26 protein-coding genes and 1 pseudogene are annotated in these 25,652 nt (G+C 65.7%); 14 read left to right on the plus strand and 13 right to left on the minus strand.

All coding sequences use genetic code 11. The features are described 5' to 3' along the window. The first annotated feature begins 67 nt into the window (after positions 1 to 67). The 6 genes and pseudogenes from lpxD to ACNHKD_RS08680 form a co-directional block, all read left to right on the plus strand. Positions 68 to 1,129, plus strand: coding sequence for a UDP-3-O-(3-hydroxymyristoyl)glucosamine N-acyltransferase (lpxD, locus tag ACNHKD_RS08655; protein WP_442756647.1), 1,062 nt, complete (start codon positions 68 to 70; stop codon positions 1,127 to 1,129). A gap of 50 nt (positions 1,130 to 1,179) precedes the next feature. Further along, positions 1,180 to 1,644, plus strand: coding sequence for a 3-hydroxyacyl-ACP dehydratase FabZ (gene fabZ, locus ACNHKD_RS08660; RefSeq protein ID WP_442756648.1), 465 nt, complete (start codon positions 1,180 to 1,182; stop codon positions 1,642 to 1,644). 25 nt (positions 1,645 to 1,669) lie between these two features. Beyond that, entirely contained in the window at positions 1,670 to 2,473 is an 804-nt protein-coding gene (gene lpxA, locus ACNHKD_RS08665; protein WP_442756649.1) for an acyl-ACP--UDP-N-acetylglucosamine O-acyltransferase, read from the plus strand. Next, positions 2,470 to 3,609, plus strand: coding sequence for a lipid-A-disaccharide synthase (gene lpxB / locus ACNHKD_RS08670; RefSeq protein ID WP_442756650.1), 1,140 nt, complete (start codon positions 2,470 to 2,472; stop codon positions 3,607 to 3,609). Before lpxA ends, lpxB begins: the two co-directional genes overlap by 4 nt. Before the next feature lie 128 nt (positions 3,610 to 3,737). Then, positions 3,738 to 5,168: an amino acid permease gene (locus tag ACNHKD_RS08675; RefSeq protein ID WP_442756651.1), complete on the plus strand. Its 1,431-nt coding sequence runs from the start codon at positions 3,738 to 3,740 to the stop codon at positions 5,166 to 5,168. A gap of 81 nt (positions 5,169 to 5,249) precedes the next feature. Then, positions 5,250 to 5,396, plus strand: a pseudogene (locus tag ACNHKD_RS08680) (FAD-binding domain-containing protein); the annotation flags it as partial. A gap of 132 nt (positions 5,397 to 5,528) precedes the next feature. Here the strand turns inward: ACNHKD_RS08680 and ACNHKD_RS08685 are convergent. The 4 genes from ACNHKD_RS08685 to ACNHKD_RS08700 all read right to left on the minus strand — a co-directional run bounded on the left by ACNHKD_RS08685 (position 5,529) and on the right by ACNHKD_RS08700 (position 9,012). Continuing rightward, the gene (locus tag ACNHKD_RS08685; protein ID WP_442756652.1) at positions 5,529 to 6,050 is read right to left on the minus strand and encodes a hypothetical protein; all 522 of its coding nucleotides are present in this window, start codon (positions 6,048 to 6,050) and stop codon (positions 5,529 to 5,531) included. A gap of 145 nt (positions 6,051 to 6,195) precedes the next feature. Next, entirely contained in the window at positions 6,196 to 7,527 is a 1,332-nt protein-coding gene (locus ACNHKD_RS08690; RefSeq protein ID WP_442756653.1) for an AmpG family muropeptide MFS transporter, read from the minus strand. Positions 7,528 to 7,618: 91 nt separating this feature from the next. Then, complete coding sequence (locus ACNHKD_RS08695; protein ID WP_442756654.1) at positions 7,619 to 8,026, minus strand: VOC family protein; 408 nt, start codon at positions 8,024 to 8,026, stop codon at positions 7,619 to 7,621. Then, positions 8,023 to 9,012: a small ribosomal subunit Rsm22 family protein gene (locus ACNHKD_RS08700; RefSeq protein WP_442756655.1), complete on the minus strand. Its 990-nt coding sequence runs from the start codon at positions 9,010 to 9,012 to the stop codon at positions 8,023 to 8,025. The genes ACNHKD_RS08695 and ACNHKD_RS08700 overlap by 4 nt, the downstream gene beginning before the upstream one ends. Before the next feature lie 154 nt (positions 9,013 to 9,166). On the opposite strand from ACNHKD_RS08700, the gene leuC reads away from it, so the two are divergent. Both leuC and ACNHKD_RS08710 read left to right on the plus strand, forming a co-directional pair. Then, positions 9,167 to 10,582, plus strand: a complete 1,416-nt coding sequence (leuC, locus tag ACNHKD_RS08705) for a 3-isopropylmalate dehydratase large subunit (RefSeq protein ID WP_442756656.1) — start codon at positions 9,167 to 9,169, stop codon at positions 10,580 to 10,582. Positions 10,583 to 10,778: 196 nt separating this feature from the next. Beyond that, positions 10,779 to 11,222 (plus strand): metallopeptidase family protein, encoded by a 444-nt coding sequence (locus tag ACNHKD_RS08710; RefSeq protein WP_442756657.1) that lies wholly within the window; start codon positions 10,779 to 10,781, stop codon positions 11,220 to 11,222. A gap of 121 nt (positions 11,223 to 11,343) precedes the next feature. On the opposite strand, the gene ACNHKD_RS08715 is transcribed toward ACNHKD_RS08710, so the two are convergent. The 5 genes from ACNHKD_RS08715 to ACNHKD_RS08735 all read right to left on the minus strand — a co-directional run bounded on the left by ACNHKD_RS08715 (position 11,344) and on the right by ACNHKD_RS08735 (position 15,651). Further along, positions 11,344 to 12,168, minus strand: a complete 825-nt coding sequence (locus ACNHKD_RS08715) for an EAL domain-containing protein (RefSeq protein WP_442756658.1) — start codon at positions 12,166 to 12,168, stop codon at positions 11,344 to 11,346. Positions 12,169 to 12,453: 285 nt separating this feature from the next. Continuing rightward, positions 12,454 to 13,116, minus strand: coding sequence for a hypothetical protein (locus tag ACNHKD_RS08720; protein WP_442756659.1), 663 nt, complete (start codon positions 13,114 to 13,116; stop codon positions 12,454 to 12,456). Next, a complete protein-coding gene (gene gspM / locus ACNHKD_RS08725) occupies positions 13,113 to 13,706 on the minus strand; it encodes a type II secretion system protein GspM (protein ID WP_442756660.1) in 594 nt (197 codons plus the stop codon). Before gspM ends, ACNHKD_RS08720 begins: the two co-directional genes overlap by 4 nt. Beyond that, positions 13,703 to 14,830, minus strand: a complete 1,128-nt coding sequence (locus ACNHKD_RS08730; protein ID WP_442756661.1) for a PilN domain-containing protein — start codon at positions 14,828 to 14,830, stop codon at positions 13,703 to 13,705. Before ACNHKD_RS08730 ends, gspM begins: the two co-directional genes overlap by 4 nt. A gap of 113 nt (positions 14,831 to 14,943) precedes the next feature. Next, complete coding sequence (locus tag ACNHKD_RS08735; protein ID WP_442756662.1) at positions 14,944 to 15,651, minus strand: DUF1190 domain-containing protein; 708 nt, start codon at positions 15,649 to 15,651, stop codon at positions 14,944 to 14,946. 100 nt (positions 15,652 to 15,751) lie between these two features. Here ACNHKD_RS08735 and ACNHKD_RS08740 point away from each other — a divergent pair, with 100 nt between their 5' ends. Genes ACNHKD_RS08740 through ACNHKD_RS08760 form a run of 5 tightly spaced genes read left to right on the plus strand, consistent with a single transcriptional unit; the run spans position 15,752 to position 20,258 of the window. Next, entirely contained in the window at positions 15,752 to 17,506 is a 1,755-nt protein-coding gene (locus tag ACNHKD_RS08740) for a GspE/PulE family protein (RefSeq protein WP_442756873.1), read from the plus strand. Positions 17,507 to 17,510: 4 nt separating this feature from the next. Further along, a complete protein-coding gene (locus ACNHKD_RS08745) occupies positions 17,511 to 18,731 on the plus strand; it encodes a type II secretion system F family protein (RefSeq protein ID WP_442756663.1) in 1,221 nt (406 codons plus the stop codon). Next, the gene (locus tag ACNHKD_RS08750; RefSeq protein ID WP_442756664.1) at positions 18,731 to 19,192 is read left to right on the plus strand and encodes a GspH/FimT family pseudopilin; all 462 of its coding nucleotides are present in this window, start codon (positions 18,731 to 18,733) and stop codon (positions 19,190 to 19,192) included. Before ACNHKD_RS08745 ends, ACNHKD_RS08750 begins: the two co-directional genes overlap by 1 nt. After that, positions 19,177 to 19,596, plus strand: a complete 420-nt coding sequence (locus ACNHKD_RS08755; protein WP_442756665.1) for a type II secretion system protein — start codon at positions 19,177 to 19,179, stop codon at positions 19,594 to 19,596. The genes ACNHKD_RS08750 and ACNHKD_RS08755 overlap by 16 nt, the downstream gene beginning before the upstream one ends. Further along, on the plus strand, positions 19,593 to 20,258 hold the full coding sequence (locus ACNHKD_RS08760; protein ID WP_442756666.1) for a prepilin-type N-terminal cleavage/methylation domain-containing protein: 666 nt from the start codon (positions 19,593 to 19,595) through the stop codon (positions 20,256 to 20,258). The genes ACNHKD_RS08755 and ACNHKD_RS08760 overlap by 4 nt, the downstream gene beginning before the upstream one ends. A gap of 35 nt (positions 20,259 to 20,293) precedes the next feature. Here the strand turns inward: ACNHKD_RS08760 and ACNHKD_RS08765 are convergent, their stop codons facing one another. Beyond that, on the minus strand, positions 20,294 to 20,950 hold the full coding sequence (locus tag ACNHKD_RS08765; RefSeq protein WP_442756667.1) for a prepilin peptidase: 657 nt from the start codon (positions 20,948 to 20,950) through the stop codon (positions 20,294 to 20,296). A 356-nt stretch (positions 20,951 to 21,306) separates the two neighbouring features. On the opposite strand from ACNHKD_RS08765, the gene gspD reads away from it, so the two are divergent. Beyond that, positions 21,307 to 23,652: a type II secretion system secretin GspD gene (gspD, locus tag ACNHKD_RS08770; protein ID WP_442756668.1), complete on the plus strand. Its 2,346-nt coding sequence runs from the start codon at positions 21,307 to 21,309 to the stop codon at positions 23,650 to 23,652. A 4-nt stretch (positions 23,653 to 23,656) separates the two neighbouring features. Here the strand turns inward: gspD and ACNHKD_RS08775 are convergent, their stop codons facing one another. The 3 genes from ACNHKD_RS08775 to ACNHKD_RS08785 all read right to left on the minus strand — a co-directional run bounded on the left by ACNHKD_RS08775 (position 23,657) and on the right by ACNHKD_RS08785 (position 25,591). Beyond that, positions 23,657 to 24,643 carry a general secretion pathway protein GspK gene (locus tag ACNHKD_RS08775; RefSeq protein WP_442756669.1) on the minus strand — a complete coding sequence of 329 codons (987 nt, stop codon included), beginning with the start codon at positions 24,641 to 24,643 and terminating at the stop codon, positions 23,657 to 23,659. Then, positions 24,640 to 25,122 (minus strand): type II secretion system major pseudopilin GspG, encoded by a 483-nt coding sequence (gene gspG / locus ACNHKD_RS08780; RefSeq protein WP_442756670.1) that lies wholly within the window; start codon positions 25,120 to 25,122, stop codon positions 24,640 to 24,642. Before gspG ends, ACNHKD_RS08775 begins: the two co-directional genes overlap by 4 nt. An 82-nt stretch (positions 25,123 to 25,204) precedes the next feature. Beyond that, entirely contained in the window at positions 25,205 to 25,591 is a 387-nt protein-coding gene (locus tag ACNHKD_RS08785) for a hypothetical protein (RefSeq protein ID WP_442756671.1), read from the minus strand. Positions 25,592 to 25,652: the final 61 nt, after the last annotated feature.

Raw genomic sequence — 25,652 nt, forward strand, 5'->3', positions numbered from 1 at the left:
ATCGCGACTCGCTGGGCCTGTGCGCTCGGCGAGTCTTTTTGTATCCAGCGTCTGGCGACCGGCTCGCATGAGCGTAGCAGCCTTCTTTCACCTCTCCCGGCCCTACTCGGTGAGGGAGATCGCCGAACTGACCGGGGCCGTCATCCAAGAGACGTCCCCGACATCGGAAACGTCCCCCGTCATCACCGGCGTCGCGCCCCTCGCCGCAGGCCATAGCGGCAATCTCTGCTTTTTCATCTCGCCACGCTATGTCGACGCGCTCGCGTCCTGCCGCGCCACCGCCTGCTTCATTCGTCCCCGCCATGCGCATCTCCTGCCCGAGCGGATCATCGGCTTGCTGGCCGACGACCCCCAGCGCGCCATGGCGGTCGCAGCCGCCGCGCTGTTTCCGCAAGCCTTGCGGCCGGAATCGCTTTTCGGCGCGAGCGGCGTGTCTCCCGGCGCGGTCGTGCACCCCGAAGCGCGACTGGAGCCGGGCGTGGTCATCGATCCGGGGGCGTTCGTCGGTCCGGGCGCCGAGATCGGCTCCGGCACAACTATCGGTCCGCACGCCGTCATCGGCCCCCATGTGCGAATTGGCCGCGATTGCGCCATTGGCGCGCAGGCGAGCGTGATCTGCTCGCTCATCGGGGACCGGGTCATCATCCACCCGGGCGCGCGGCTCGGCCAGGACGGCTTCGGATTCGCGAAGGGCGAGAAGGGCTGGCTCAAGACCCCGCAGCTTGGCCGCGTCATCGTCCAGGACGACGTCGAGATCGGCGCCAACGCCACCATCGATCGCGGTGCGACGCGCGACACGATTATCGGAGAAGGCACGAAAATCGATAATCTTGTGCAGATCGGGCATAATGTGGTCATCGGCCGTTTCTGCGCCATCGTCGCGCAGACCGGCGTCGCGGGCTCATGCGTGATCGGAGATTATGTCGCGCTCGGCGGCCAGTCGGCGGTGGCCGGCCATCTGACGATCGGAGACGGCGCCGCGATCGCGGCCAAGTCAGGCGTGATGCGCGACGTGCCGCCCGGCGGCCGCTATGGCGGGTCGCCGGCGCGCCCGCTGCGACGTTTTCTCCGGGCGGCGGCGGCGTTGGACAAGATGGCGCGGCGCGACAAGCCCGACGCGGCAATATAAAAGACCCCCAAGGGGGCGCGGCAGACGCCCGATTCAAGAAGGGGGAGACAATGTCTGGAACGGAAGCCGACGCGACGCTGGAAAGCGTGGATATCCTTGGAATCTTGCGCGCCCTGCCGCATCGCTACCCATTTCTGCTCGTCGATCGCATCACGAACATTCGGGGAGACGAGTTCGGCGTCGGCATCAAGAACGTGACGATCAACGAGCCGCAGTTCATGGGTCATTTCCCCGAACGGCCGGTCATGCCGGGCGTGCTGCTCGTCGAAGCCATGGCCCAGACGGCCGGCGTGATGGTGATGCGCGCGCAGGGACAGTCGGAGCGTCCGAAGCTTGTCTATTTCATGACGATCGACGGGGCCAAGTTCCGCAAGCCCGTCACGCCCGGCGACCGCGTGGAATTCCACATGACGAAGACCGCGCAGAAACGGAATATCTGGTGGTATCACGGGAAGGCCATGGTCGACGGCGCGCTTGTCTGCGAGGCGCAGATCAGCGCGATGATGGGGGCCTGAGGCCCGACGCCGCGCGGTCGCGACGATGCAGACGAAAGTTCATCCGACAGCGATCGTCGAAACCGGTGCGCGTCTACATGACGGCGTGGCCATTGGCCCGTTTTGCCATATCGGCGCCGGGGTCGAGATCGGAGCCGGTTCCGTGCTCCATTCTCATGTCGTCGTCGCCGGCCGCGCCACGATCGGCGGCCGCGCGCGGATCTTCCCTTTCGTCTCGGTGGGCGCGCCGTCTCAGGACCTGAAAGCGGCGCTCGCCGAAGGCGCCGTCGCGATTGGCGACGACTGCGTCATCCGCGAGGGCGTCACCATCAATTCCGGCGTGGGCGCCGGCACGCGCGTGGGCGCCGGTTGCGCCTTTCTCGCTTATTCGCATGTCGCGCATGATTGCCGTCTCGGCGATGGCGTCATTCTCGCCAATCAGGTCCTGCTGGGGGGGCATGTCGAGATCGGCGATCACGTCGCCATTGGCGGCGCGACGGCAGTGCATCAGAACGTTCGCATCGGCGCCCACGCCTTTATCGGCGGCCTGGCGGGCGTCGAAGGCGACGTCATTCCTTTCGGTCTCGCGGGGGGCAATCGCGCGCATCTCTTCGGGATCAATGTCGTGGGGCTGCAGCGGCGCGGTTTTTCGCCCGAGCGCATTTCCCGTCTGCGCGAAGCCTATCGCCGGCTTTTCGCTGGCGCGAGCGGCCGAGCCCTCAGCGAGCGCGTCGACGAAGTCGCGACCGTCCACGGTGACGACGCGGATGTCGCCGAGATCGTCGCCTTTCTGCGCGCGATGAAAAAGCGCTCCCTTTGCGCGCCCCGCGTCCGCGGCGAAGCGACGTGACGGCGCCGCGCATTTTTCTCGTCGCCGGGGAAGCGTCCGGAGACGCATTGGGCGCGTCGCTCATGCGCGCCCTGCGTGACGCGCATGGAGACGCGGTCTTTTCGGGCGTCGGCGGAAAGCAGATGGCGCGGGAAGGTCTCGCCTCGCTTTTCCCAATGACGGATATCGCTGTGATGGGCCTGGCGCCCGTCGTCGCCCGCCTGCCGACTTTGCTCGCGCGCATCGATGAGACAGCGCGCGCCGCGATCGCTGCGAGGCCCGACTGCCTCGTCATCGTCGATGCCCCGGACTTCACGCATCGCGTTGCGCGCAGAGTGCGCCGGGCGCTCCCGTCTCTGCCGATCGTGGATTATGTGAGCCCGACCGTCTGGGCGTGGAGGCCTGGCCGCGCAAGGAAAATGCGCCCCTATGTCGATTGCGTGCTCGCGCTGTTGCCTTTCGAGCCGGAAGCCCATGCCCGGCTCGGCGGGCCGCGCTGCGTCTATGTCGGTCATCCGCTCGTTGAACGCCTGGACGAACTGACGCCTTGCGCGCGCCTGGAACGACATCCGCTGCTGCTTGTCCTTCCCGGCTCCCGCCTCGCGGAGATCGAGCGGATGACGCCGCTTTACGGCGAGACGCTCTCGCTTCTCCTGCGCGACCATCCGCGCCTGGACGTCGCCATTCCCGTCGCGCCGCATATGGAGACGCCGCTGCGTCGCGCGTTGCAAGGCTGGCCGATCGCGCCGCGCCTGCTCATGCAGCCGGAAAAGTTCGACGCCTTTCGACGGGCCCGGGCGGCGCTCGTCACCTCGGGCGTCGCGACCCTGGAGCTCGCGCTCGCCGATACGCCCATGGCCGTCGCCTACAAGGTTTCGCGTCTTGAAGCCTGGTTGCGGTTTCTCGTCAATGTTCACTCCATCGTCCTGCCCAATCTCGTGATCGGGGAGAACGCGGTTCCCGAATTCCTGCAGGAGCAGGCGACGGCGCAGGCCCTCGCCGGCGCGCTCGCGCCGCTCCTCGCGGACGATCCGGCGCGCGAGGCGCAGCGAGCGGCGTTCGGCCGCGTGCGCGAGCGCCTTGTCGCTGCGGGCCGCAATCCGAGCGCGCGCGCGGCCGGGATCGTTTTGGATTATGCGCGACACGGACGAGTCTAGCGACGTGCGCCCGGGCACATCCGAGCCGGGGCTTTTCCGCTTGTATCTTTTTGCGCCGCAACCATAATCGGCGCGAATTCCCTGACGCGGCCGCAAACTCGCGCCGCGCACATGCGAAAGGGCGACCCTTGTCCGAGATCGCGCGGAAGCTTTATCTCACGCGAAAATCCGTCGTCGCGATCATCGCCGCGCATAACGCGGAGAATGACCGAGACGGGCTGAAGCGCGCGCTCGGTTGGGCGTCGCTGATGGCGCTGGGCATTGGCGGCATCATCGGCGCGGGCATTTTCGTGCTCACCGGCACGGCCGCCGCCAATTATGCGGGGCCGGGCGTGATGATCTCCTTCGTCCTGTCCGGTCTCGCCTGCGCCTTCGTGGCGCTCTGCTATGCGGAGCTCGCAGCGCTCATCCCGGTCTCGGGAAGCGCGTACACATATACCTATGTCACCCTCGGCGAGATCTTCGCCTGGATCATCGGCTGGAATCTCGTGCTGGAATACGCCGCCGGCGCCGCGACCGTCGCGGTCGGCTGGGCGGGCTACTTCAATCGCGTGATGCAGGGTTTGGGGATACATATTCCTCCGGCGTTCACCAGCGCTTATCTCGCCACGCCTGACGGCTTCTTCAACGCGCCGGCGGCCGGCGTCGTGCTTCTGTTGACCCTGCTGCTCGTCCGCGGAACGAGCGAGTCGACCCGGTTCAACAATGTCATCGTCGCCTTGAAGGTCACCGTCGTGCTGATGGTGATCGCCTTCGGCGCGGCGCATGTGAACGTCGCGAACTGGTCGCCGCTCGTTCCGGAGAATGCGGGCGAATTTGGCGTCTTCGGTTGGAGCGGCGTGGCGCGCGGGGCGTCCGTCGTCTTCTTCGCCTATGTCGGTTTCGACTCCGTTTCGACGGCGGCGCAGGAAGCGCATACGCCGCAGCGCGACGTCCCCATCGGCATTGTCGGCTCGCTGATCATCTGCACCATTCTCTACGTCGCTGTCGCGGCGGTCGCGACGGGCGTCGTAAACTACAAGGAGCTGGGCGTGCCGGACCCTATGGCGCTGGTCTCGGATCGCACGGGCGTGTCCTGGCTCGCCTGGGTGGTGAAGCTCGGCGCGCTCGCGGGCCTGACGACGGCCATTCTCGCGCTGCTCTACGGCCAAACCCGCGTCTTCTTCACCATGGCGCATGACGGGCTGCTGCCGCCGGTCTTCGCCAGGCTGCATGACCGCTATCGCACGCCGGCGGTGAGCCAGATTCTGGTCGGCGTCGTCGTCGCGCTCGCCGCCGGCCTGCTGCCCATCGACATTCTCGGCGAGATGGTGAGCATCGGCACGCTGGCGGCTTTCGCGCTTGTCTGCATCGCCGTCATTCATCTGCGGAATTCGCATCCAGAGCTGCACCGGCCCTTCCGCGCGCCCGGCATTCCGGTGATGCCGATCCTCGGTATTCTGTCCTGCCTGGCGCTGATGGTCGCTCTGCCCCTCGACACCTGGCTACGGCTCCTTATCTGGACCGGCATTGGCCTCGCCATCTACATTTTCTACGGGATCAATCACGCGAGGCGCTGATACGGAGCGCGTCCTGCGGAAAATCGGGCGCCGGTTTTTCGCGTAAAGCGCGCTCGGAATCCACGAGAGCTTAGACGGCTGCTGCAAAGCGAGAAGTTCGATCCCGAAGGGGATTATGTTCGCCGCTACGCGCCCGAGCTTTCCAGGCTCGATGTGGAATGCACGCACCGTCCCCGGGAGGCTCCGGCCGACGCGTTGCGCGCGGCCGGGATCGCGCTCGCCAAGAGCTGTCCTCGCCCCATCGTCAACCCTGCGAGCGCCCGCACGCGTGCGCTCGCAGGGTTTGAGACGATGCGAGGAGAGGCGTCGAATCGAGTGGTCCTAACCGAACTAGAACCGCTTGGGTTATGCGTATTTAGTCTAGTAGCCGCGACCGCCATAGCCGCCATGGTCGCCGCCATAGCCGCCATGGTCGCCTCTGCAGGCGATGCGATAGCCTCTGCGCTGCATTTCACGGCAAGAAAGGCGATCGTCGCCGCGCCCCCACCGGTCGCCTCGACCTCCGTAGCCGTCATGCCCCCACCGGTCTCGGCCGCCATAACCGTCGTGACCCCAGCGGTCGCCGCCGCGACGGCCGTAACCGTCATCGCTGCGACCGTGTCGTTCCCTGTCCCGACCGCCATAGCCGCCGCCATCCGATCCCCAGCGATCGCCGCCGCGACTGGAAGCGCCGCCGCCCCATTTATCGCCGCCGTTCTTTTGGCTGCCGCCGCCGTAGCCGCCTTTTTCGTCCCAATTGGAAGAGCCGCTTTTCCCGCTTTGCGAAGCGCCGGGAGTCGGCGTGCCGCCATATCCGCCGCCCCATTCCGCAGTGGCGGGCGCCGCCAAAGCGAGAGCCAGTGCGCCGGAGAGAGCCGTCGCCATCGTCAAATTGCGCAGCATCGGTTTGCTCCTTCAAAACGCCCCCGCCAACTTCGATTCCGTGTCACTTGGGACGAGGGGCTGCGCGGGCAACATGAATGGGAGAAAAAGCCAAGAGCGCTCGGAGAGGAGGCCGGTCCCGCCGCCCGCGGCGTTATGCTTTGCGTTAATCGGTTTCCGCCGCGCGTTCGGGGCTGGTTTCCGCGAGCATATCTGCGCCGCGTCGCTCCTGCTCGCGCCAGACCCACCAGGCGAGGATGGCGACGGGAACGCCCATCAGCGAAGTAGCGACGAAAAAGGCGGGAAAGCCGGTGTGTTTGATGATGAAGCCCGAAGCGCCGGCAAGCACGCTGCCGGGCAGGGCGCAGAGCGAGGTGAGCAGCGCGTATTGGCTCGTCGCGAACTCCGTCGAAACCAGCGACGACATGTAGATGATGAGCACCACCTGCGCGAAGGCGTAGGCGAATCCGTCGACGCCGACCGCGAGCGCGAAATCGGTGAAGTCATGGCCGTGCGCCGCGAGCCAGGCGAGCGACAGATGCGAGGCCGAGCCCGCGATCGTGCCGATCAGCAGGCTTCTCATCATTCCGAGTTTCTTCACGACGATGCCGGCGAGCAGGGTGCCGCCGAGCGCGATCCAGAAACCGAAAACTTTGGTGACGGTCGCGATGTCGGCCTCGGAGAAACGCAGGCTCTTGAAGAGCGGCATGGCCATGGCGCCCGAAACATAGCCCGGCATGCGGAAGCCCGCGACGAGGACAAGAATGGCGAGCGCCATCGGCCCGAGGCGGCGCCAAAGCTCCTTGATCGGCTCGGTGACGGTGAAGAGAAAATCCGGACGCTCGCGATGCGGCTCGAAATCGGAGGGCGGCTCCGGCGCGACGAGGGCGGCCGTCAGTCCGAAAAGCATGATTCCCGCCATGCAGAGATAGGCGGCGCGCCAGCCGTAGAAGTTTGCGATGTAGAGGGCGCCCGCGCCCGCCGCGAGCGTCCCTACGCGATAGCCCATCTCGGCGACCGAGGTCAGGAAGGCGAGCTTTTCCTTCGGCGCGACGGTGATGCGCCAGCCGTCGACGGTGATGTCCTGCGTCGCGCCGGCGATTCCGAGCGCGAAGGAAAAGAGCACCGTCCAGGCGAGCCAGTTGGCGGGGTCGCCATAAGCGACGCCGATCAATGCGAGGATCGTGGCGATCTGCGAGACGACGATCCAGCCGCGCCGCCGCCCGAGGAGCTTTGCGAAAAACGGCGCGTCATATTCGTCGAGGAACGGCGCCCAGACCCATTTGAATTTGTAGGCCAGCGTCATCTCGCTCAGGAGACCGATGGTCTCGATCGGCACCTTGGCGTCGTAGAGCCAGGCCGACTGCGTGCTGTAGACCAGGAGAAAAGGCAGGCCGGTGGAAAAGCCGAGCACGATGGCGGCGCCGATGCGGCGCGGGTCGCTCTTCAAATGGGTCAGGAAGGCGGTCTTGTCGGAGGGCGCGGCGATGTCGTGCAAGGCAGCCTCTTCGGTCACGGCGGGGGCGGCGCCGTCGTTGCGCCAGCGTAAATTATGCCGGAAACGGATAACAGCCTCACGTCGGCGCGTTTTACTTGTCCAGGGGACCGTTCAAGATCCAGCGATGGCCGAAGGGGTCCTTGAGGCTGGCGTAACGCGTGCCCCAAAAGGAGTTCATGGGCTGCGTTTCGATCTTGGCGCCGAGCTTGGCCGCGCGGGCGCAGATCTCGTCCACTTCCTTGCCGGTGTCGTATTCGAGGCTGATCGAGACCGTCGCATTGTCGCCCGGCATGGGCACGCGGGTCTGGCCGAATTCCGGGAAGAAGTCGGCCAGCATCACGGAACCGCCATTAATCAGCAATTCGCAGTGGGCGATGCGCAGGCCGTCGACGGAGGGCATGATCGCGCGCTGCTTGGCGTCGAAGGCGCCCGTATAGAAGGCGATTGCCGCGGCGGCCGGACTGACGGTCAAATAAGGCGCAACCCTCGGTCGTGTCATCCGGTCTCCTCCGGCGTAGCGGCGAGCGCGTCGCCCCACGCCTTCCTGCGATTCCCTTCATAGCGGGCCTTGTCGCGCTTTGGCAGGAAAATTTCGCGGGTTCCGCGCGTTTCGCAAAGCTTTAGCGTAAGGCCCGCCTTTGAGCGCCGCACCGGGGCGAGAATGCGCGCGGCCGCCCCCGTCCCGGCCGGCGCCGCGACGAGATAGGAAAACTTCTCGTCCTCGAAAGGCGCGTCGGCTCCTTTGAGTAATTTATGTTCCCGGGACCGGGGAAGGCGCGCCGCGAAATGGCACCAGTCGGGCGGCGCGAGCGGGCAGGGGCCCGCATGGGGGCAGGGAGCGAGGATCGCCGCGCCTTTTTCGACCAGCCGGCCGCGCAGGCGCATCAGCCGCTCATGGTCGCGCGGCGTGCCGGGTTCGACAATGACGAGCGCGCGGCCGGTGCGCGCCCAGAGGGCGTCAGCGAGCGGAAGGAGATCGGCTTCCGCAAGTTCCGTAAGGGCGTAAGCGAGGATGACGAGGTCGGCCTTTGCGACGGAATCGGGAAGCTGCGTGATGTCCGCCGTCGTGATCGTCGCGCCCGCGAGGGAGGCTGCGCCGCTCTCGGCGGCGAGCGCCGCCGCAAGCGTCAGAAAGGCGCGGCTGCGGTCGACCATCTCGACGGGGCCGATCTCCGCCCAGACGGCGGTCGCGGCATAGGCGCCGGCGCCCAGGCCACATCCGACGTCCAGCAGGGTTTTCGGCGAGAAACCAGGTTGTTCCCGCGCAATCCGCGCCAGCGCGTCGGCGACGGCGGCATAGGTCGCCGGCATGCGGGTGAGCGCATAGGCGAGGGCGTCGGTCTCGTCGCGGATCGCTTCGGTCGTGGGCTTGCGGGCTCGATAGCTCGCCGAGAGGCGATGCGCGCTGTCGGTCAGCGCCTTGCGCGGGCGTCGCTCGAGCTGGGCCGCGATCGCGGCGGACAGGCCCGGGGGAAGGGCGGTCAATGGGGCCTCGCGGCGGGGCGGGTGCGCGAACTCTCTTCCATGACGCTTGCGTTACGGTTAGAAGACCCTCAATTCAAGGGGCTTCACCTTTCCCCAAGGGGAGAGGTCGAGCGAAGCGAGGGGATGGGCCGCGGAAGCGGCGAGAGGAACGACCATGTCCAATTCGACCGGGCCGCGCACGCTGTACGACAAGATCTGGGACGACCATGTCGTCGACCGCCAGGATGACGGCGCCTGCCTGCTGTATATCGACCGCCACCTCATCCACGAAGTGACGAGCCCGCAGGCGTTCGAGGGCCTGCGCATGTCCGGCCGCAAGGTGCGCGCGCCGCAAAAGACGCTCGCGGTCGTCGACCACAACGTGCCGACCACCGACCGCTCGCTCCCCATCGAGGATCCGGAGAGCAAGGCGCAAGTCGAGCAGCTCGCGGTGAACGCCAGGGAATTCGGCGTCGAATATTACAACGAACACGACAAGCGTCAGGGCGTCGTGCACATTGTCGGCCCGGAGCAGGGCTTCACGCTGCCCGGCATGACGATCGTCTGCGGCGACAGCCACACCTCCACGCATGGCGCATTCGGCGCGCTGGCGCATGGCATCGGCACGTCGGAGGTCGAGCACGTCCTCGCAACGCAGACGCTGATCCAGAAGAAGGCCAGGAACATGCTGGTGCAGGTCGACGGCAAGCTCGCTGACGGCGCCACCGCCAAGGACATCATCCTCGCCATCATTGGCGAGATCGGCACGGCGGGCGGCACCGGCTATGTGATCGAATATGCGGGCGAAGCGATCCGCGACCTGTCGATGGAAGGCCGCATGACGGTCTGCAACATGTCGATCGAGGGCGGCGCCCGCGCCGGCCTCATCGCGCCCGACGAAAAGACTTTCGCCTATCTGGAGGATCGTCCCAAGGGTCCAAAGGGCGAGGCGTTTGAGATGGCGCGCAAATATTGGGAGACGCTCTACACCGACGCGGGCGCCCATTTCGACAAGGTCGTGAGGATCGACGCGAGCAAAATCGCCCCGACCGTCACCTGGGGAACTTCGCCCGAAGATGTCGTCGCCATCGACGGAACCGTGCCGACACCCGACTCCGCGAAGACGCCGCAGAAGCGCGCGGCCATCGAGCGCGCGCTGGCCTATATGGGGCTCAAGGGCGGCGAGAAAGTCTCTGACATCGCGATCGACCGCGTCTTCATCGGTTCCTGCACCAATGGCCGGATCGAGGATCTCCGGGCCGCCGCCAAGATGGTCGAAGGCAAGAAGGTCGACGCGCATGTCAACGCGATGGTCGTGCCGGGTTCGGGCCTCGTAAAGGCGCAGGCCGAAGCGGAGGGGCTCGATAAAATCTTCAAGGACGCCGGCTTCGAATGGCGCGAGCCGGGCTGCTCCATGTGCCTCGCCATGAATCCGGACCGCCTGGCGCCGGGTGAGCGCTGCGCCTCGACCTCGAACCGCAATTTCGAAGGCCGTCAGGGCTTCAAGGGCCGCACCCATCTCGTCTCGCCCGCCATGGCGGCGGCGGCGGCGATCGCAGGGCGCTTCATCGACATTCGCGACTGGAAGTAAGCGCCGCGCCAGGACGAATTTGAAAGGGGGATCGCCTGGCGGTCCCCCTTTTTACTGGCCGAGGCGCCTGTTTCCTTCTCTTGTGCATTCGGCGACGGCGCCGTTTGAATTGTCGCCTCCCCAACGGGCGTTCCGGCTAAAATGCCGCGGCCGCCGGGCCGTCGTCCGGCTCCCGGCCGAACTGGCGCATGGAAAAATGGCTGACGGATCATCATTCGACTGGGCGCGGATAAGCGCCCCTACGCTTGTGGAACTCGAGGCGCTCGCCGACGCGGCTTTCGCCGCGCTGCCTGCATCGTTCCGACGTCTGTGCAAGGGGGTCGTGTTTCACGTCGAGGACTTCCCGGACGAGGAGACGCTCGACGAGATGGGGTGCGAAACCGAATTCGATCTTCTTGGCCTTTTTCGCGGTCGCGGCCTCACCGAGAGCGAGCATCTTTCCGAGACAGGCGCAGAGCCGAACATGGTCTGGCTTTATCGGCGACCCATCCTCGACTTCTGGGCCGAGAGCGACGACACGCTCGGCGACATCATCACCCATGTGCTCGTGCATGAAATTGGCCATCATTTTGGCCTCTCGGACGCCGATATGGAGGAGATCGAGCGCAATTCCGGCGCGAGCGCGAGCGAGGCTCAGTGATAGACGAGCGCGCGAGATGACGCCGGCGCACGCACACATCGCTTCCGGCGCTCATTTTGGGGCGCCCGTCGGCACGCGGATCGTTTCACCCTTTGCGCAAGGCGCGTCCTAAGGCCGAGACTCAGCCAGCGAGCGCGAGGCGGACCTCTCTTTTGCACGCCCCGTCCTCCGCGGCGAGACGCTTCGAGATTTCAGCCGCCTCGATGGGGCGGCAGAAGCGGAAGCCCTGGAAGGAATGAACGCCGGCGATTCTCAAAAATTGCTCCTGTTCGGCGGTTTCGATCCCCTCGGCCGTGACATGCATGCCGAGCGCGCGGCCGATGCCCACGATGGCGTGAATAATGGCGGCGCTCGCCGCGCCCGTTTCGATTTTCGAGACGAAGATGCGATCGATCTTCAATTTGTCGAAAGGGAGAGACAAAAGATAATTCAGACTCGAATGGCCGGCGCCGAAATCGTCCAGGGCGAGGCGCACGCCCAGCTCTTGCAGCGACCGCATTTTTCCGCACGCGAGCTCCAGATCCGCGATCAGCAGGTTCTCGGTGAGTTCGAGCTCGAGCCGTGTCGGCTCCAATCCTGTCTCCGTGAGGATTTCACGGACGACCTTCGGGAAGCGCTCTGTCTCGAATTGCTGCGGCGACACGTTTACGGAGAGGATGACGTTCGGCCAGTTGCGCGCATCCCCGCAGGCCCGCCGCAGAACGAATTCGCCCAACGCGGCGATCAAGCCGGTTTCTTCGGCGATAGGGATGAAGACTGCGGGCGGAATGTCTCCCCGCGTCATATGGCGCCAACGGCAGAGCGCCTCGATGGCGACGGTCTGCTCGCGCTTCGCGTCCAGAATCGGCTGGTAAACAACGCGTAAATCGCCGGCCTTCAAGGCGCGGCGCAAATCCTTCGTCAGTTGTTCGCGTTCTCGCGTCTCCCGGTGCTTGGCGTTGAACATGACGGCGGCTCCAGGGCATGGATTTGATTGACAACATCACTGCGCCAAAAATCCAATGCAACTGAAATTTGTAACGAACGCATCGCAAGGCTTAACGGGCGATTAAGCGCTCCGCGAGTTGGGAGACGCCGAAAAGAACGCCCGTCAATCGCCTGGACACCGTAAATGGGGGCTATTTTGATGTTGCGCGCGCCGCTCGTGGACGACGAGATGCGGCCCCCCGGGCAAGAGGAATCGTCGGTCAAGGCGGGCTGACGGATCTTTTGAAAAATCGCCGGCCGGTGATCAGCGTGACGCCGGCGCGGGCAATGGGGGCGGCGGGGGAGGCGGAGGCGGGAACGGCCCATTGGGGCCCGGTTCGGCCTGCTCTTCGGGATAAAGCTTCAATTTCGCGGTTCGTTGCCCGCTCTTCAGAATGATCTCCACTCCCTCGATCGTCGCCAACGTCCAGGAGTCGACCGTATCGCCAACCTTCTTCCAGGCGCCGTCCGGAGTATCCAGGGAGACGATGAAGGCCTGGCCTTTCTTCTTGTCTTTCACGATGGCGCCGACGGTGATTCCGCTTGGCGCCGCCGAGACCGGACCCATGTCAGCTTCGGCCGCCGGCTTCGTGGTTTTGGGCGAGGGCCTGCGGGTCTTCGTGAAAATCGGACGCGACAGAGTCTCCACATCCGCCGAGGGGGGCTTGGGCGGATCGAGATCGACGACCGCGAGCGTCGGCGGGGTCCAGTCCGGCGCATTCACGCCGGCGTCCGAGTCGATAGGGCCGAGGATCGCATAGGCGGCGAACAGCGCGGACCCGAGCGTCGTGAGGCCGAGAAACGCCAGGATCATGCCGGCGAGAGGCGAGAGATGCGCCTGCTGCAGGGGCGTCGCGAGCCGCCGCGCCAGGTCATGGGCCTGGCTTGCGGCGCCGGCGATCCGCTCCTTGACGTCGCGGCGGCTCATTGGCGTCCCTTCTGCGGCGCACCGCCGAAGACGTCGAACTGCGCTTCGATGTCGGGATCGCCCTGCGTCGCCGGGGCGCCGCCCCAGAACATCGCCTGACTGCGCATCATCGCGGCGGTGATGATCATCAGGGGCGGGGCGCCTTCGAGCGCGCGCGCCAGCGCATGGACGTTTTCATAGCTGCCCGACACGTCGATGCGGGCGCCGACGAGCGTCACGCCCTGAAACGGCTTTACCGGCAGCATCTGTATCGACCGGACGGTCACTTGCGCGGCTTCCGCGATGGATTTCAGCCGCGCCTGCAGATTGGCGTTAATGACGCCGTCGCTGTCGCCGTCGAGGAGTTCTCCGCGTCCATTGATGTCGGCCACCTGCCGCGCATATTCCTGGATCTGCTCTTCGTGCGAAGCGACCGCTTCATAGCGGGCGAGGGTCTGCCGCCGTTGCGCGATCGCCTCCGCGCCGTCGGCGATCATGCGCCGCGCCGGCTCGATGAAGATCAGGTAGAAAAGCGCGAGCGCGAGGAGATTGACGCCTATGAAAATTGCGCGTCTTCCGGCGGGCGCGTCCGCGATGGCCTTCAGGTTCATTTGCTTGCCGACTTTCTCTGTTCGAGCTTGGTCTGCAGCGAAAAGCCTTCGCGCTTCTCGCGCGGATCGGGCGTGATCGGGGCCGTCAGTCCGGCGTCGGCGAAGAGCGGAGATTTGTTGAAAAGCGCGGGAAGGCCGACCGCCGAGTCGGCGAACCCGACGAGATCCACCGCCTTTTCGTTCGGCTTGGGCTCGGAAAGACGAAAATCGGTCAGGAAGGCGCCGTCCGGCAGGATATGCGCAGTCTCTTCCCAGAGATCCGCGAAAAGCGGCCCGTCGCGGCGGGCGTTGCGCAGCACCGAGAGCAGGCGGCTCTCCGAAGAGGCGCGATCCACGACCTGGCGCACGCGCGTGGCGCGCGCGGAGGCTTCCTGGATCCTGGCGTCCAGTTCCTCATTCAGAGCCGACTGGCGCCAGAGGGTCGCGCCCACGCCGATCGCGCCGAAGAGCGCAGTCGCAGCGCAAAGGCCGAGCCCAATGTAACGAAATTTGTGGGAGATCTCCGTGGCGCGCTCAAGCGTGATCACTGGCGCCGGATTGGCTGTGTCCTTCAATCCGGTGGGGCGGATGAAGGAGACGTCGGAAATGTCGACGCCCGCATTGGCGATGGCGCTCTCGACAAAGTCGCGACGCAGGATCCACAGGCTCACCCGCAGCTTGTCGGGCGAAGTCGGATGTTTTTCGGTCGTTTGGCCGTAGACGACGTCGGCGAGGCGGAAGGGCGTCTTGCGCTCGATGTCGGCCGCGAGAAGCCTGGGCAGGTTGTTCAGCGCGGCCGCAGGAATGTCAAAGCGACGAACGAAAAAGGCGGAGCCGTCGATTTCGAGCCCGAGCCTTGCCGCGTGACGTGCGACGCCCCGGCGGGCGAGCGCCTCTTCGAGCGAGGCGGCCGCGATTTCGTCGGCGCCGAGACTCCACAATGGCGTGCGGCGTTGATCCACGCACCAAAGCTCGCGGTCGCCCGCGCGCAGGATCAGTTGCCTGTCTCCGCGATCGGTGAGCCAGGTTACGGTCTCGGGCGGGAAGAGGCGGAAGAACTCGCGGCGATACCAGACGAAGAGCCGCTTGGCCGCGTTTCTCAGCGAGCCTTCGATGACATCCCGCGTCCAGAACTCGCTCGACAAGGACAGGCGACTCCGTACGAACTAGAGTAGACGCGGCAGGGCGCGCCATCGAGAAAGTCGGGGGACCATAACCGCCGCCTCTGGCGCTGGCAATGCGACGCGCCGGCGTCCCTCTACTCGAAGAAAGGCGCCGCTTTGAGCCTGGCGCGGCGCTGTTCCGGCGTCTCGGCGGGAGCGGAGTCGTGCGTCGCGCCTTCGATCGCGCCCAGCGCCGAGGCCGTGAACGTGGTCACGCTCCCGACCGGTTTGCGCTTTGAGAAAGGCTCGAACCGGTCAGCCGAAAGAATGCTCGGGTTTTCCTCAACCGCGCCAAGCTGCGCCGGATCGTCGCGGCGCGGCTGATAGGCGTGCGATACGGGGAAATAGGGAAAGAGCCGCGCCCGCGTGTCGATGGCGAGCGTCGGCGCCGCTTCGGCGCCTCTCGCGGAGGCGACCATCTCCACCCCAAGGGCCATGGGCGTGTAGGAGGCCGCGTCGTCGGCGGGGGCGTAGGCCATGGCGTCCTCCCCCTGCGGTTCCGGCCGGATGATTTCGCAGAGCCGGAATTTGAGGCGGCATTCCGCCGCCGAGGCGAAGCGGGGCGCGATATCGCGAAGCTGCAACCGCGCATTGGCGAAGGCCGCCGCGCATTCGCGCGGGCTGAAGGCGCCGGAGGCGGCGCAGGCCTCGCGCGTTGCGAAGAAATAGGTTTTTCCGGGCGCGGCGGCAGGCGCGGCTCCCGCCTCGCCCGCCAGCGCGAACAAGGCGATCATGATCGCCGCGCGGCGGCGCGCGCTCGGACGCGCAAGATTCTCGGCGGCGGACACTTCAGTGCTCGACATCGCGGTGAAGAATTACTCGACTCATTTTCAGGCTGATGATGCAATTGACGTATAAATGTGTCATTCCCACGTCGAAACCCACGCCGCTGAAAGGGCCTTGATGGAGGCGCAGACCGAGATTGCCCAGAGCGGCGCCGAGGCCGGCGGAGCGCCTTGGCCCGACGCCAACAGTCCCGCTTTCGCCGCCGCCTTCGGCGCGTTTCTTCTGCGCGAAAAGGCCATCGACGAACTCGCTCTCCAGCGCTCGCAGCGCGCCGCGGCGCAGAGCGGGGAGCGGTTCGATCACGTCCTGACAAAACTCGGTCTGGTCTCGGAAGCCGATCTCTGCGCCCATCTGGGCAAATTTCTGGAAATTCCGCAGCTCGAGCCGAGCGACGTTCCGATGGAGCCGCCGCTGCGGGGCGAGATCCCGGAGAAATTCATTCACGCCAACCGGCTGCTTCCGCTCTCGGTCGAGGGCGACAGACTTAAGCTCGGCGTCACGGACCCGCTCGATCTCGAACCCGTGCAGGCCTTGGCCTATTCGACCGGCTATCAGATCGAACTGCGCCTTGCGACGCCGGCCCAATTCGACAAGGCCTGGTCTTCGCTTTACGGCGCGCGGCAGGACGGCGTGTCGCTCGTCGACAGCGACTCCCGCGTCAACGACGCGAGCGAATTCGACCTGCAGCGCCTGCGCGACATTGCGAACGAGGCGCCGGTCGTGCGCCGCGTGAACCAGATCGTCGCGGACGCCATCGAGGCGCGGGCGTCGGATATCCATATCGAGCCGTCGCTGGAGGCGGTGCAGGTCCGCTACCGCATCGACGGCGCTCTCCGAACGGCGGAAGTTCTTCCGCCCGGCCTCAAGGCCGCCATCGCCTCGCGCATCAAGATCATGGCGCGGCTCGACATCGCCGAGCGCCGCCTGCCGCAGGACGGGCGCATCAAGCTCGCGATCCGCGGCGTCGACATCGATTTCCGCGTCTCGACCCTGCCGACGGCGCATGGCGAGAGCATCGTGCTGCGCATTCTCGACCGCAGCCAGATCGCGCTCGATTTCGACAAGCTCGGCTTCGAGCCGAAGACGACCGCGCAATTGCGCCATGTGATGCGCAATCCGAACGGCATCGTGCTCGTCACCGGCCCGACCGGCAGCGGCAAAACCACGACGCTGTATACGGCGCTCAAAGAGTTGACGACGCCCGACGTGAAAGTCTTCACTGTCGAAGACCCGATCGAATATCAGCTCGCGGGCGTCAATCAGGTTCAGGTGCAGCCGGCGATCGGGCTGGATTTTCCCAATACGCTGCGCGCCATTCTGCGCCAGGACCCCGACATCATCATGATCGGCGAAATTCGCGACGCGGAGACCGCGAAGATCGCCATTCAGGCGTCGCTCACGGGCCATCTGGTTTTCTCGACCCTGCATACGAACAGCGCCGCGGCGTCGATCACGCGTCTCATCGACATGGGCGTCGAGAACTACCTCATCGCCTCTACCGTGAAGGGGGTGCTCGCCCAGCGCCTCGTGCGCAGGCTTTGTCACAACTGCGCGGCCCCTCTGGAGACGCGCGTGCAGGTGCGCGCGCAATTTGCGGGAGAGGATTTCGCCAGGGGCCCCGACAAGCTTTCCTCGCCCAAAGGGTGCCCGCAATGCCGCGGCCTTGGCTATTCCGGTCGTTCGACGATCGCCGAGCTTCTCATCATGAACGACCGCATGCAGCGGCTCGTCTGCGAGAGCGCCCCCGACGCGCAGTTGGAAGCCGCCGCGCGTGAAAGCGGTATGACGACCATGTATCAGTGCGGCATGGCCAAGGCCTGGCGCGGCGAAACGACGATCGAGGAAGTCGCGCGCGTCACGCGGGTGGAATAGGGCCATGCCGACCTTCAAGTACCGCGCTTACAGCAATTCCGGCGATTTGCTCGAAGGCGAAATCGAAGCGCGCACGAGCGAGGAGGCGGAAGACGCCTTGTTTCGGCGCGGACTCACGCCTTTCGAAACGCGCGAGGCGAAACCCGCCGGGGCAGGGCGACTCGCGCAGATCTCCTTCGGCAAGCGCGGACTGAATGCGGCGCAGGTCGCCTCCTTCACCCGCGAATTCGCGACGCTGGAACAGGCCGACGTGCCGCTCGACCAGAGCCTGCGCATCCTCTCCGCGCAGGGCGCGACGCCGGCCATGCGCGAACTTGCGCAGGAAATTCTCGCGCGCATCGTCGACGGCGCCTCGTTGTCGGACGCGCTGACGCGGCGGCCGGACGTGTTCGGTCCCGAATATGTCAATGTCGTGCGCGAGGGCGAGACCGTGGGCAAGGTCGGCCCCGCGCTCGGCGATCTCGCGGACATGCTGGAGCGTCGGCTCGAATTGCGCGCGCGGATTCAGAGCGCGCTCATCTATCCGGCCTTGCTCATCACGCTCGCCATCATCTCGACGGGCGTCGTTCTCGGGACGCTGGTGCCGAGCATCGCTCCGATCTTCGCGGACAACGGCAAAGAGATGCCGTCCGGACTGCAATTCATTCTGAACATTCAGGCCAATGCCGGCGCGATCGGCATGGCGCTCGCCGCCATCGTCGGCGTCGTCGTCATCTTCTATAAAATGGCCCAGACGCGCCCGGCCTGGCAGATCGCCATCGCCCGGTTCTATTTGCGCATTCCCGTCATCGGCCCCCTGCTCGCGCAATTCGCTACGGCGCGTTTCTCGCGCACGCTGGGCTCCATGCTGAAGGCGGGCGTACCGTTGCTGCAGGGCCTCGAGAGCGCGCGTACGGCGGTCACCAATCATTTCCTCAACAATGAGCTCGCCGGCGTGATCGAGGCCGTGCGCGGCGGCGCGAGCCTGAGCGGCGCCATGGGCAGTGTCCCCCATATCCCGCCCGTCGCGATGCAGATGACGACGATCGGCGAGGAAACCGCGCAACTCGGCGACATGCTGTTGCGCGTCGCCGTGATGTTCGAGCGGGAAACGCAACGCTCGATCGAGCGGGCGATGGGAATGCTGACGCCAGCGCTCACCATTTTCATCGCCGCCGTCGTCGGCGGTCTGATCATGACGGTGATGGACGCGGTGCTCAGCATCAACGATCTCGCGGTGAAGTAATGCGGCGGATTCGCTTCCGGCAGCGCCGTCACGCGGGTTTCACCATGCTGGAATCGCTCGTCGTTCTCGCGCTCGTCGCGTTGCTCGCCGGCATGTCGGCGCAGCTTCTGCGGCCGCCGTCCGCGCGTCTGCGGCTGGAGAGCGCGACGCGGTCCTTCTGCGCGACCCTGCGCGCGACGCGCTCCCGCGCCATCGCCACCAATAGCGAGGCGTCGGTCGTCGTCGATCTGTTCAGCAAGACATACGCCTCGCCGGTCGGCGGCGTCGGGCAATTCCCCGCAGAAGCTTCGTTGACGCTCGACATCGCAAATACGCAGCATGTCTCCGAACGCGCCGGCGCCATTACCTTCTTTCCAGACGGCGCCTCTACCGGCGGCGATATGACGCTGCAAATCCCGGAGGCGCGCGCAACCGTCGCGGTGAACTGGCTGACAGGGGAGGCCTCATGCGCGCTCGCCTGAAGTCCCGGAAGGGTTTTTCTCTCATCGAGTCGCTCGCGGCTTTCGCCATCCTCGCTATGACGCTGGCGCAATTGCTCAACGGCGTAAGCGGCGGCGCGCGCAACGAGTCGCGCGCGGATTTCCTGTTCCGCGCCGCACGGCAGGGCGCGGCGCATCTCGAGGCGCTGGGCGTGGACGGTCCCCCGCCTTTCGGGGAGACGAGCGGCCGCTATCCCGATGGTCTCTACTGGTTCCTTTCCGTCACGCCGGGGCGCGCCGTCGCCAACGCCATGAGTCAAATGCCGGTGGCGACGAGCTTCCATGCGCGCCTGGAGATCAAGAAGCCTTCGGGCTACGGCGAGAGCTTCACGCTTTCCGCCGTGAAGATCAGAGCCGTCGAACCTCAGCAGCCTTTCGGCCAATGAGACGGCGCGCGCCCGACGGCTTCACATTGCTGGAGCTTTTGCTGGCGATCAGCCTTCTTTCGCTGATTACCGCCTCGATCATGGGCGGCATCCATCTTGGCGTGCGCGCCTGGGACACGACGCGCGCGAGCGAGTCTCTGGACGAAGTGGAAAGCGCCACGCGCGCGACGGCCGGCCTGATCGGGCGCGGTTACACCATCGCGACAGACCAGTTGCAGCAGCAGCGGCAGCAGCTTTCAGCGGAACCTCCGCCGCCGCCCCTGGCGGGTTCGGCGAACGCCGTGAGCTTCGTCGCGCTCAGCGAGGGCGGCGCGCAATGGGGCGGGCTCATTCTCACGGAGATCGGCATCGACAACGGACCGGAGGGCTCCGAGCTCGCCGTCTGGACGCGACCTTATCGACCGCGCGAAGGGCTCGTCGTCGAGCGCGGCGCGATGAAAAAGACGGTCGTGCTCAAGAACCTCGCCTATTTCGAACTTGCCTATTTCGGCGTCCAGCAGGCGCAGCAGGGCATTGTGCAGCAGCAGCGTCAGGCGCCGGCGTGGAGCCCGGCATGGGCGAGCCACGCCGGCCTGCCGGAACTCGTCGCGATCAAGATCGGCGCGAACCGCCTCGGGCAGGTGATCGAGGCCCAGGCCACTGTGGCGATAAGACAGCGATAGCGCCGTCGCGCTCTCCCTCGGCAAGAAGCGTCGGCTTATCCGGTTTCCAGCGGCCCGAAGACCCAGACAAGCCAAAAGCCGAGCGCCAGATGCGGGCCGAAGGGAATGGGTTGGCGGGCGCTGTCGTGTGTTCCCTGGCGCATGGCCAGAACGACCGAAAGCAGCGCGGACAGCACCCCATAGATAAGGCAACCGGGCAGGCCGGGAAAGCCGAGCCACAGGCCGGCGAGCGCAAAGAGCCTGGCGTCGCCCTGGCCGACGCCGGCCGCGCCCCGCAGGCTCTCGTAAGCGAGATCGACGAGCCGCAACGCGACATAGGCGGCGGCGGCCGCGGCGAGCCGGGCGGGAGCCTCCAGGGGAGCGTTTGCAAGCGCGACCGCGACGCCGCAAAGGCCGAGCGCAGCCAGCGGGCCGTCGGGGATGACGAAATAGCGCGCGTCGAAGAGCGCGATCAGGCAGAGGCCAACGAAGAGCAGAAGGCCCGGCGCAAGGAAATATCCGACCCTCGGCGCTTCTGCGAGGTGAGCGAGCAGAGAGAAAATCGCCGTCCACGCGGCGGGGGCGAGCGGGCGGCCATCGCCGCGCGCCAGGAGGATGTCGCGCGCAAGGGGCGCGAGAGCGCGCCGCCGGCGCCGGCATGCGGCGGCTGTTAAGGTTAACCGAAAGTTTGGGCGATCCGCATTTTTTACCATTTTTACCGTTTATCCTTCTCTTGCGGCCAGGGTTTGCCCCGATCTCGCCGCGTTTTTTTCGTGTTTTCTTCGTGCAAAGCCTGTTTCTGCATTTCCGGGGCGCGCGCCCCCGTCGTCGGGCCGCGCGGAAACGCCCTGCAAAGGATGCTCGGTTGCATTGTCGCCTCGTGGCGCAGGTTTCGTAAACGTGTTAAGCCGTCGCGTAGTCAGTACAGGCTTGCGTTCAAACTACAGGTTGAAATTTGCGTCTGGTCCTACGAGCATCTGCCCTGGCTTTGGCTGTCGCGAGCGTCGCAGGATGTGAGTCGCCGACCGCGGGCGGCGGACCGCCCATTGCTGAATGGAATTTTGAGCCGATGCCGCATTCGGCTCGGGGCGAAGGCGGGGGCGGCTCGCGATCCGAAGGGCTCCTGCGCCCGCGCACCGCGACGGGAAAGGCCATCGTCGCGACGGGCACAGGCAAGTTTATCGGCTCGGCGCGCGGTCGCGCGGCCTCTTCGGAGCCGGTGGGAGACGACGGCGTCACCCTCAACCTCGTCAACCTGCCCGTCCCCCAGGCGGCCAAGATCGTCATTGGCGACATCATGGGGGCGGACTTCGTCGTCGACCCGAAACTCGACGGCAAGGTGACGGTTCACACGGCCAGCCCCGTCCGCAAACGCGCCGCGCTTGATCTCTTCCAATCGGCGCTGCGCGTTTCCGGCGCCTCCGTCGTCAGGTCGGGGAGCATTTACAAGGTCGTTCCGACCGATCAGGCGGCGGTCTCGGGCGAGGCCATTTCCGGCGACCCTGCTTCGTCCGATGCGAGCGACGCGCTGGGCGAGGGCGCGCGAGTCGTCCAACTGCGCTATGTCTCCGCTTCGGAGATGAAGCGCGTGCTTGAGCCGATCGCGGCGCGCGGCAGCATCGTGCGCGCGGACGACGCGCGCAACACTTTGACGCTCTCGGGCACGCCGCAGGACGTCGCGACGCTCATGGACGCGGTCTCCATGTTCGACATCGACACGATGAAGGGCATGTCCTTCGCGCTCGTTCCGGTGCGCAGCGGCGACGCCGACATGCTCGCCGACGATCTCAAGAATGTCTTCGGCTCGGAGAAGGAAGGCCCGATGGGCGGCATGATCCGCTTCATTGGCAACAAGCGGCTTTCCGCCATTCTCGTCATTTCCTCCCAGCCCCAATATATCTCCCGCGCCCGCGCCTGGATCGACAAGCTGGACGCTCGAGCGGAGCATACGGAGAAGCAGTTCTTCACCTACCGCGTTCAGAACAGGCCGGCCAAGGAGATGATGGTCGTCCTGGCCTCGATCTTCGGCGCCAAGGGCCAGGCGGACGCCAGCGTGTCGCCGCGCTTCGGCCAGTCCTCCATGTCGTCGGGCGGCCTCAGCAGCGGCGGGCAAGGCTCGACGAGTCCGCTCGGCGCGCTGTCCGCTTCAGGGCCGACGGCGAGCGGCGGACTCGGGAGCAGCGGCGGCCTCGGATCCAGCAGCGGCCTTGGATCCAGCAGCGGTTTGGGCGGGGCTGGCGGCGCGGCGGGCGGCCTTGGGTCCAGCAGCGGCGGCATGGGCGCCGGATTTGGCGGCGGCGGCTTCGGCGGCTCGGGCGGGCCGAGCGGCGTCAGCGGGCTGGGCGTGCCGGGCGGACAGCAGAATGGCATGGGTCCGGGACCGACGCCGGCCGTCAGCCTCGACAACGACCGCTACAAGATCGGCGTGGACGACGCGAAGAACGCGCTGGTCGTCATGGCGACGCCAGAGGATTACCGGCGCATCCGTCAAGTCATCGAGGGTCTCGACGTCCTGCCCAACCAGATCTTCCTCGAAGCCACCATCGCCGAGGTGAGTCTCAACGACAATTTGCGCTTCGGCGTGCGCTGGTTCATGCAGAATCACTCCAATCTGTTCGGCTTTTCGAGCGGGCAGGGGCAAACGCCCGCCGCCAACGCCAAGATCGGTCCGCAGAATCTGCTCGGCGTCCCCACCGGCGCCGTCTTCCCGGGCTTCGCCTACGCCTTCAACTCGCTCAATCAGCAGGTGACGCTGAACGCCCTGAATTCCATCACCGACGTCAACATCATTTCGACCCCCTCGCTCACCGTGCTCGACAACCGCGAGGCGATGTTGCAGGTCGGCGACCAGATACCGGTGCAGACGCTCACGAGCGTTTCGGCGATCGGCAACACATTCAACTCGGTAAATTACACGAACACCGGCGTCATTTTGAAAATCACGCCGCATATCAGCGAAAGCGGCCGCGTCATGCTGGAACTCGAGCAGGAGGTGTCGAACGTCGACCCCAATACGCCTCCGGGCAGCACGACGCCGACGATTCAGCAACGCCGCGTGAAAACTCAGGTCGTCGTGAATGACAATGAATCGCTGATGCTGGGCGGCCTGGTGAAGGATCAGACCGGCCGCCAGAGCGCCCAGGTTCCCGTCGCCGGCGACGTGCCGATCCTGGGGAACATCTTTAAGGACAAGCAGGACGCGATCATCAAGAGCGAACTCGTCATCATGATTACGCCGCATGTCGTGCGATCCCTGAGCGAGGGACGCGAGATCACCGAGGAATATAAACGCAAGCTGCTCGACATCTCGACGCGCGCCATCGGGCGCCCGCACGACATCGAGCAGGCGACGCGGCGCACGCTATTCGATCCCTGGTCGAAGAGCCCCTGGCGCGCCGATCGCGATACGCGCTGACCGGTCAGCAGTCGGGCGCGCCGGCGCCATTTGTGGCGATCATGTCCTTGAGCTGGTCGGCATAATGCGACCGGCCGCGCCGCATCTCCTTGAAGACGAAGGGCTTGCCGTTGGTCTGTCGCATATCGAGGATGGCCTCCCTGACGACCGTCTGCCCGGTCGCGAGGAGGGCCTCGGCGTGGATGAGATAGGCCCCGGGATCGGCGATCTGCCTGAAATTCGCGGGAAAACGCAGGTCTTTGCGATTGACGCTGTTGGGGTAGGGCCGCGCCATCAGTTCTTGCACGTCCTGGGCCGGATAGCTCGCCAGCGCCGCGAAAAGCGCCGGAGGGGCCGTACGTGCGTCCACGCCGGGGCTGCGCGAGTGCACCGTGACGAACGGGATGAGGTCGCGAAACAGCGCCGGGTTCATGCCGCCCACCTGATCGAGCTCCATCACCGTCTCGAACAACCCCTCCTTCGGCCCCATCGGCTTGTCGGAGGCCGGCGGCGCCGTCCGAATCTGCGCGATCCCTCCGGCGGGCGCCGTTCGAAAGGCTTCTATCGCCCGGGCGAGCTGCTTCGCGGCGCCCTCCTCGAGCCCGAGCCCCACGAGCGCGGTCTGGATGAGTTCCGGCGCGGCGGCGTTGATATCTATCTTGCCGCCTTCTTCCTCCACCGAAAGCGCGACGGCGGCGCCGTCGAGGACGCAGAAATGCGGCGCGCCGTCATAGAGCTCGGGCTCCGCGGCGGACGCGGCGCCAATAGCCGGGTTGGCGTCCTTTTTTGACAGCAAAGTCAGGGTTGCGAGATTGATCGCGCTTTCAGCGATATAGCCGGCCTGCGTCGCGCTCGCGACATTGTGCGCCGTTTGCAGGCGCAGTCGGCCGTTGGTCATGAAGGCGACGACAAGAATGGCGATGAGCCCCGTTCCCCAAACCACGGCGAGCAGGGCGAAACCCGCGCGCTTTTTACTGGCGCGCGGGGAGGGCCGCTTCCCGCTTGCGGTCACTTGGACTGGGCGGTTCGCGATAGAGCGCCCGAGCCGCCTTCGCGGCCTTCCGGTCCCATCGAACCGACGTCATAGGGGCCGCTCTGGCCCGGGGCCCGGTAGAGATAAGGATGGCCCCATGGATCCTTCGGCACTCCCGCCGATTTCAGATAGGGTCCGCTCCAGGACGAAACTCCGGCCGGCCGCTGCACCAGCGCGTTGAGCCCTTCGTCCGTCGTCGGATAGCGGCCAGCGTCGAGGTAGAACAAGTCGAGCGCGCTGGCCAAATTCTCCATTTGAATCTGCGCGGTCTTCACCTTCGACTCCGAAAGGTAATTGAGCACGCGCGGGCCCACCAGGCCGACGATCGAGCCGATGATCGCGAGCACCACCAGCATTTCGACGAGCGTGAAGCCGGCGCGGCGGCGCTGCCCGCGCATGAGGCCCGCGCGTCTACCGGCGAGCGATCTGGATGAGCGTTCCGAACCCTTGTGCAGCATATTATCTCCCCGTCTGTGCGCGGATCCGCCTTGCTTGCAAAGCGATTGTCGTTTGTGGCCGGACGAAGGCGCCAGGCCTCTGTCAAAGCTCGATGTAAATGTCGCACCCATAGGTCGACGTCGGATTGCCGTAGGCGTCCTCAATCTTGTTCCAGCATTTCCCGACGCCGGCGATCATACGGTAGACGAACACTCCCTCCGCCAGGACGACGCGCTTCTCGGGCGCTTTTTGCCTGCCGAGATAATTGAAATATGACACTGCGATATCGTCGCCGCATCTGTACATTGTTCCGCGATCGAGCAGGAAGACGCTGCTGCGGTCCTTCGCCGCGCTGACGCAGTAGGAATAATGCGTCAGCGCCTCGGGCTTGATGCTGATCTGCGCCTGCGCGGGGGCGATCAAAAGCAACGCGGCGCCAAGCGCCACTCCAAGCGCAACTCTCGGAATCAACGCGTCAGTCCGCGCCATTTTAAACTCCAGCGATCCGGCGGAGCGAATGGAAACATCTGTACGGCTCTTTTACCCTCGG

The organism is Methylocystis sp. JAN1 (assembly GCF_052186135.1).
In the GTDB taxonomy this organism is placed as follows: Bacteria; Pseudomonadota; Alphaproteobacteria; order Rhizobiales; family Beijerinckiaceae; genus Methylocystis.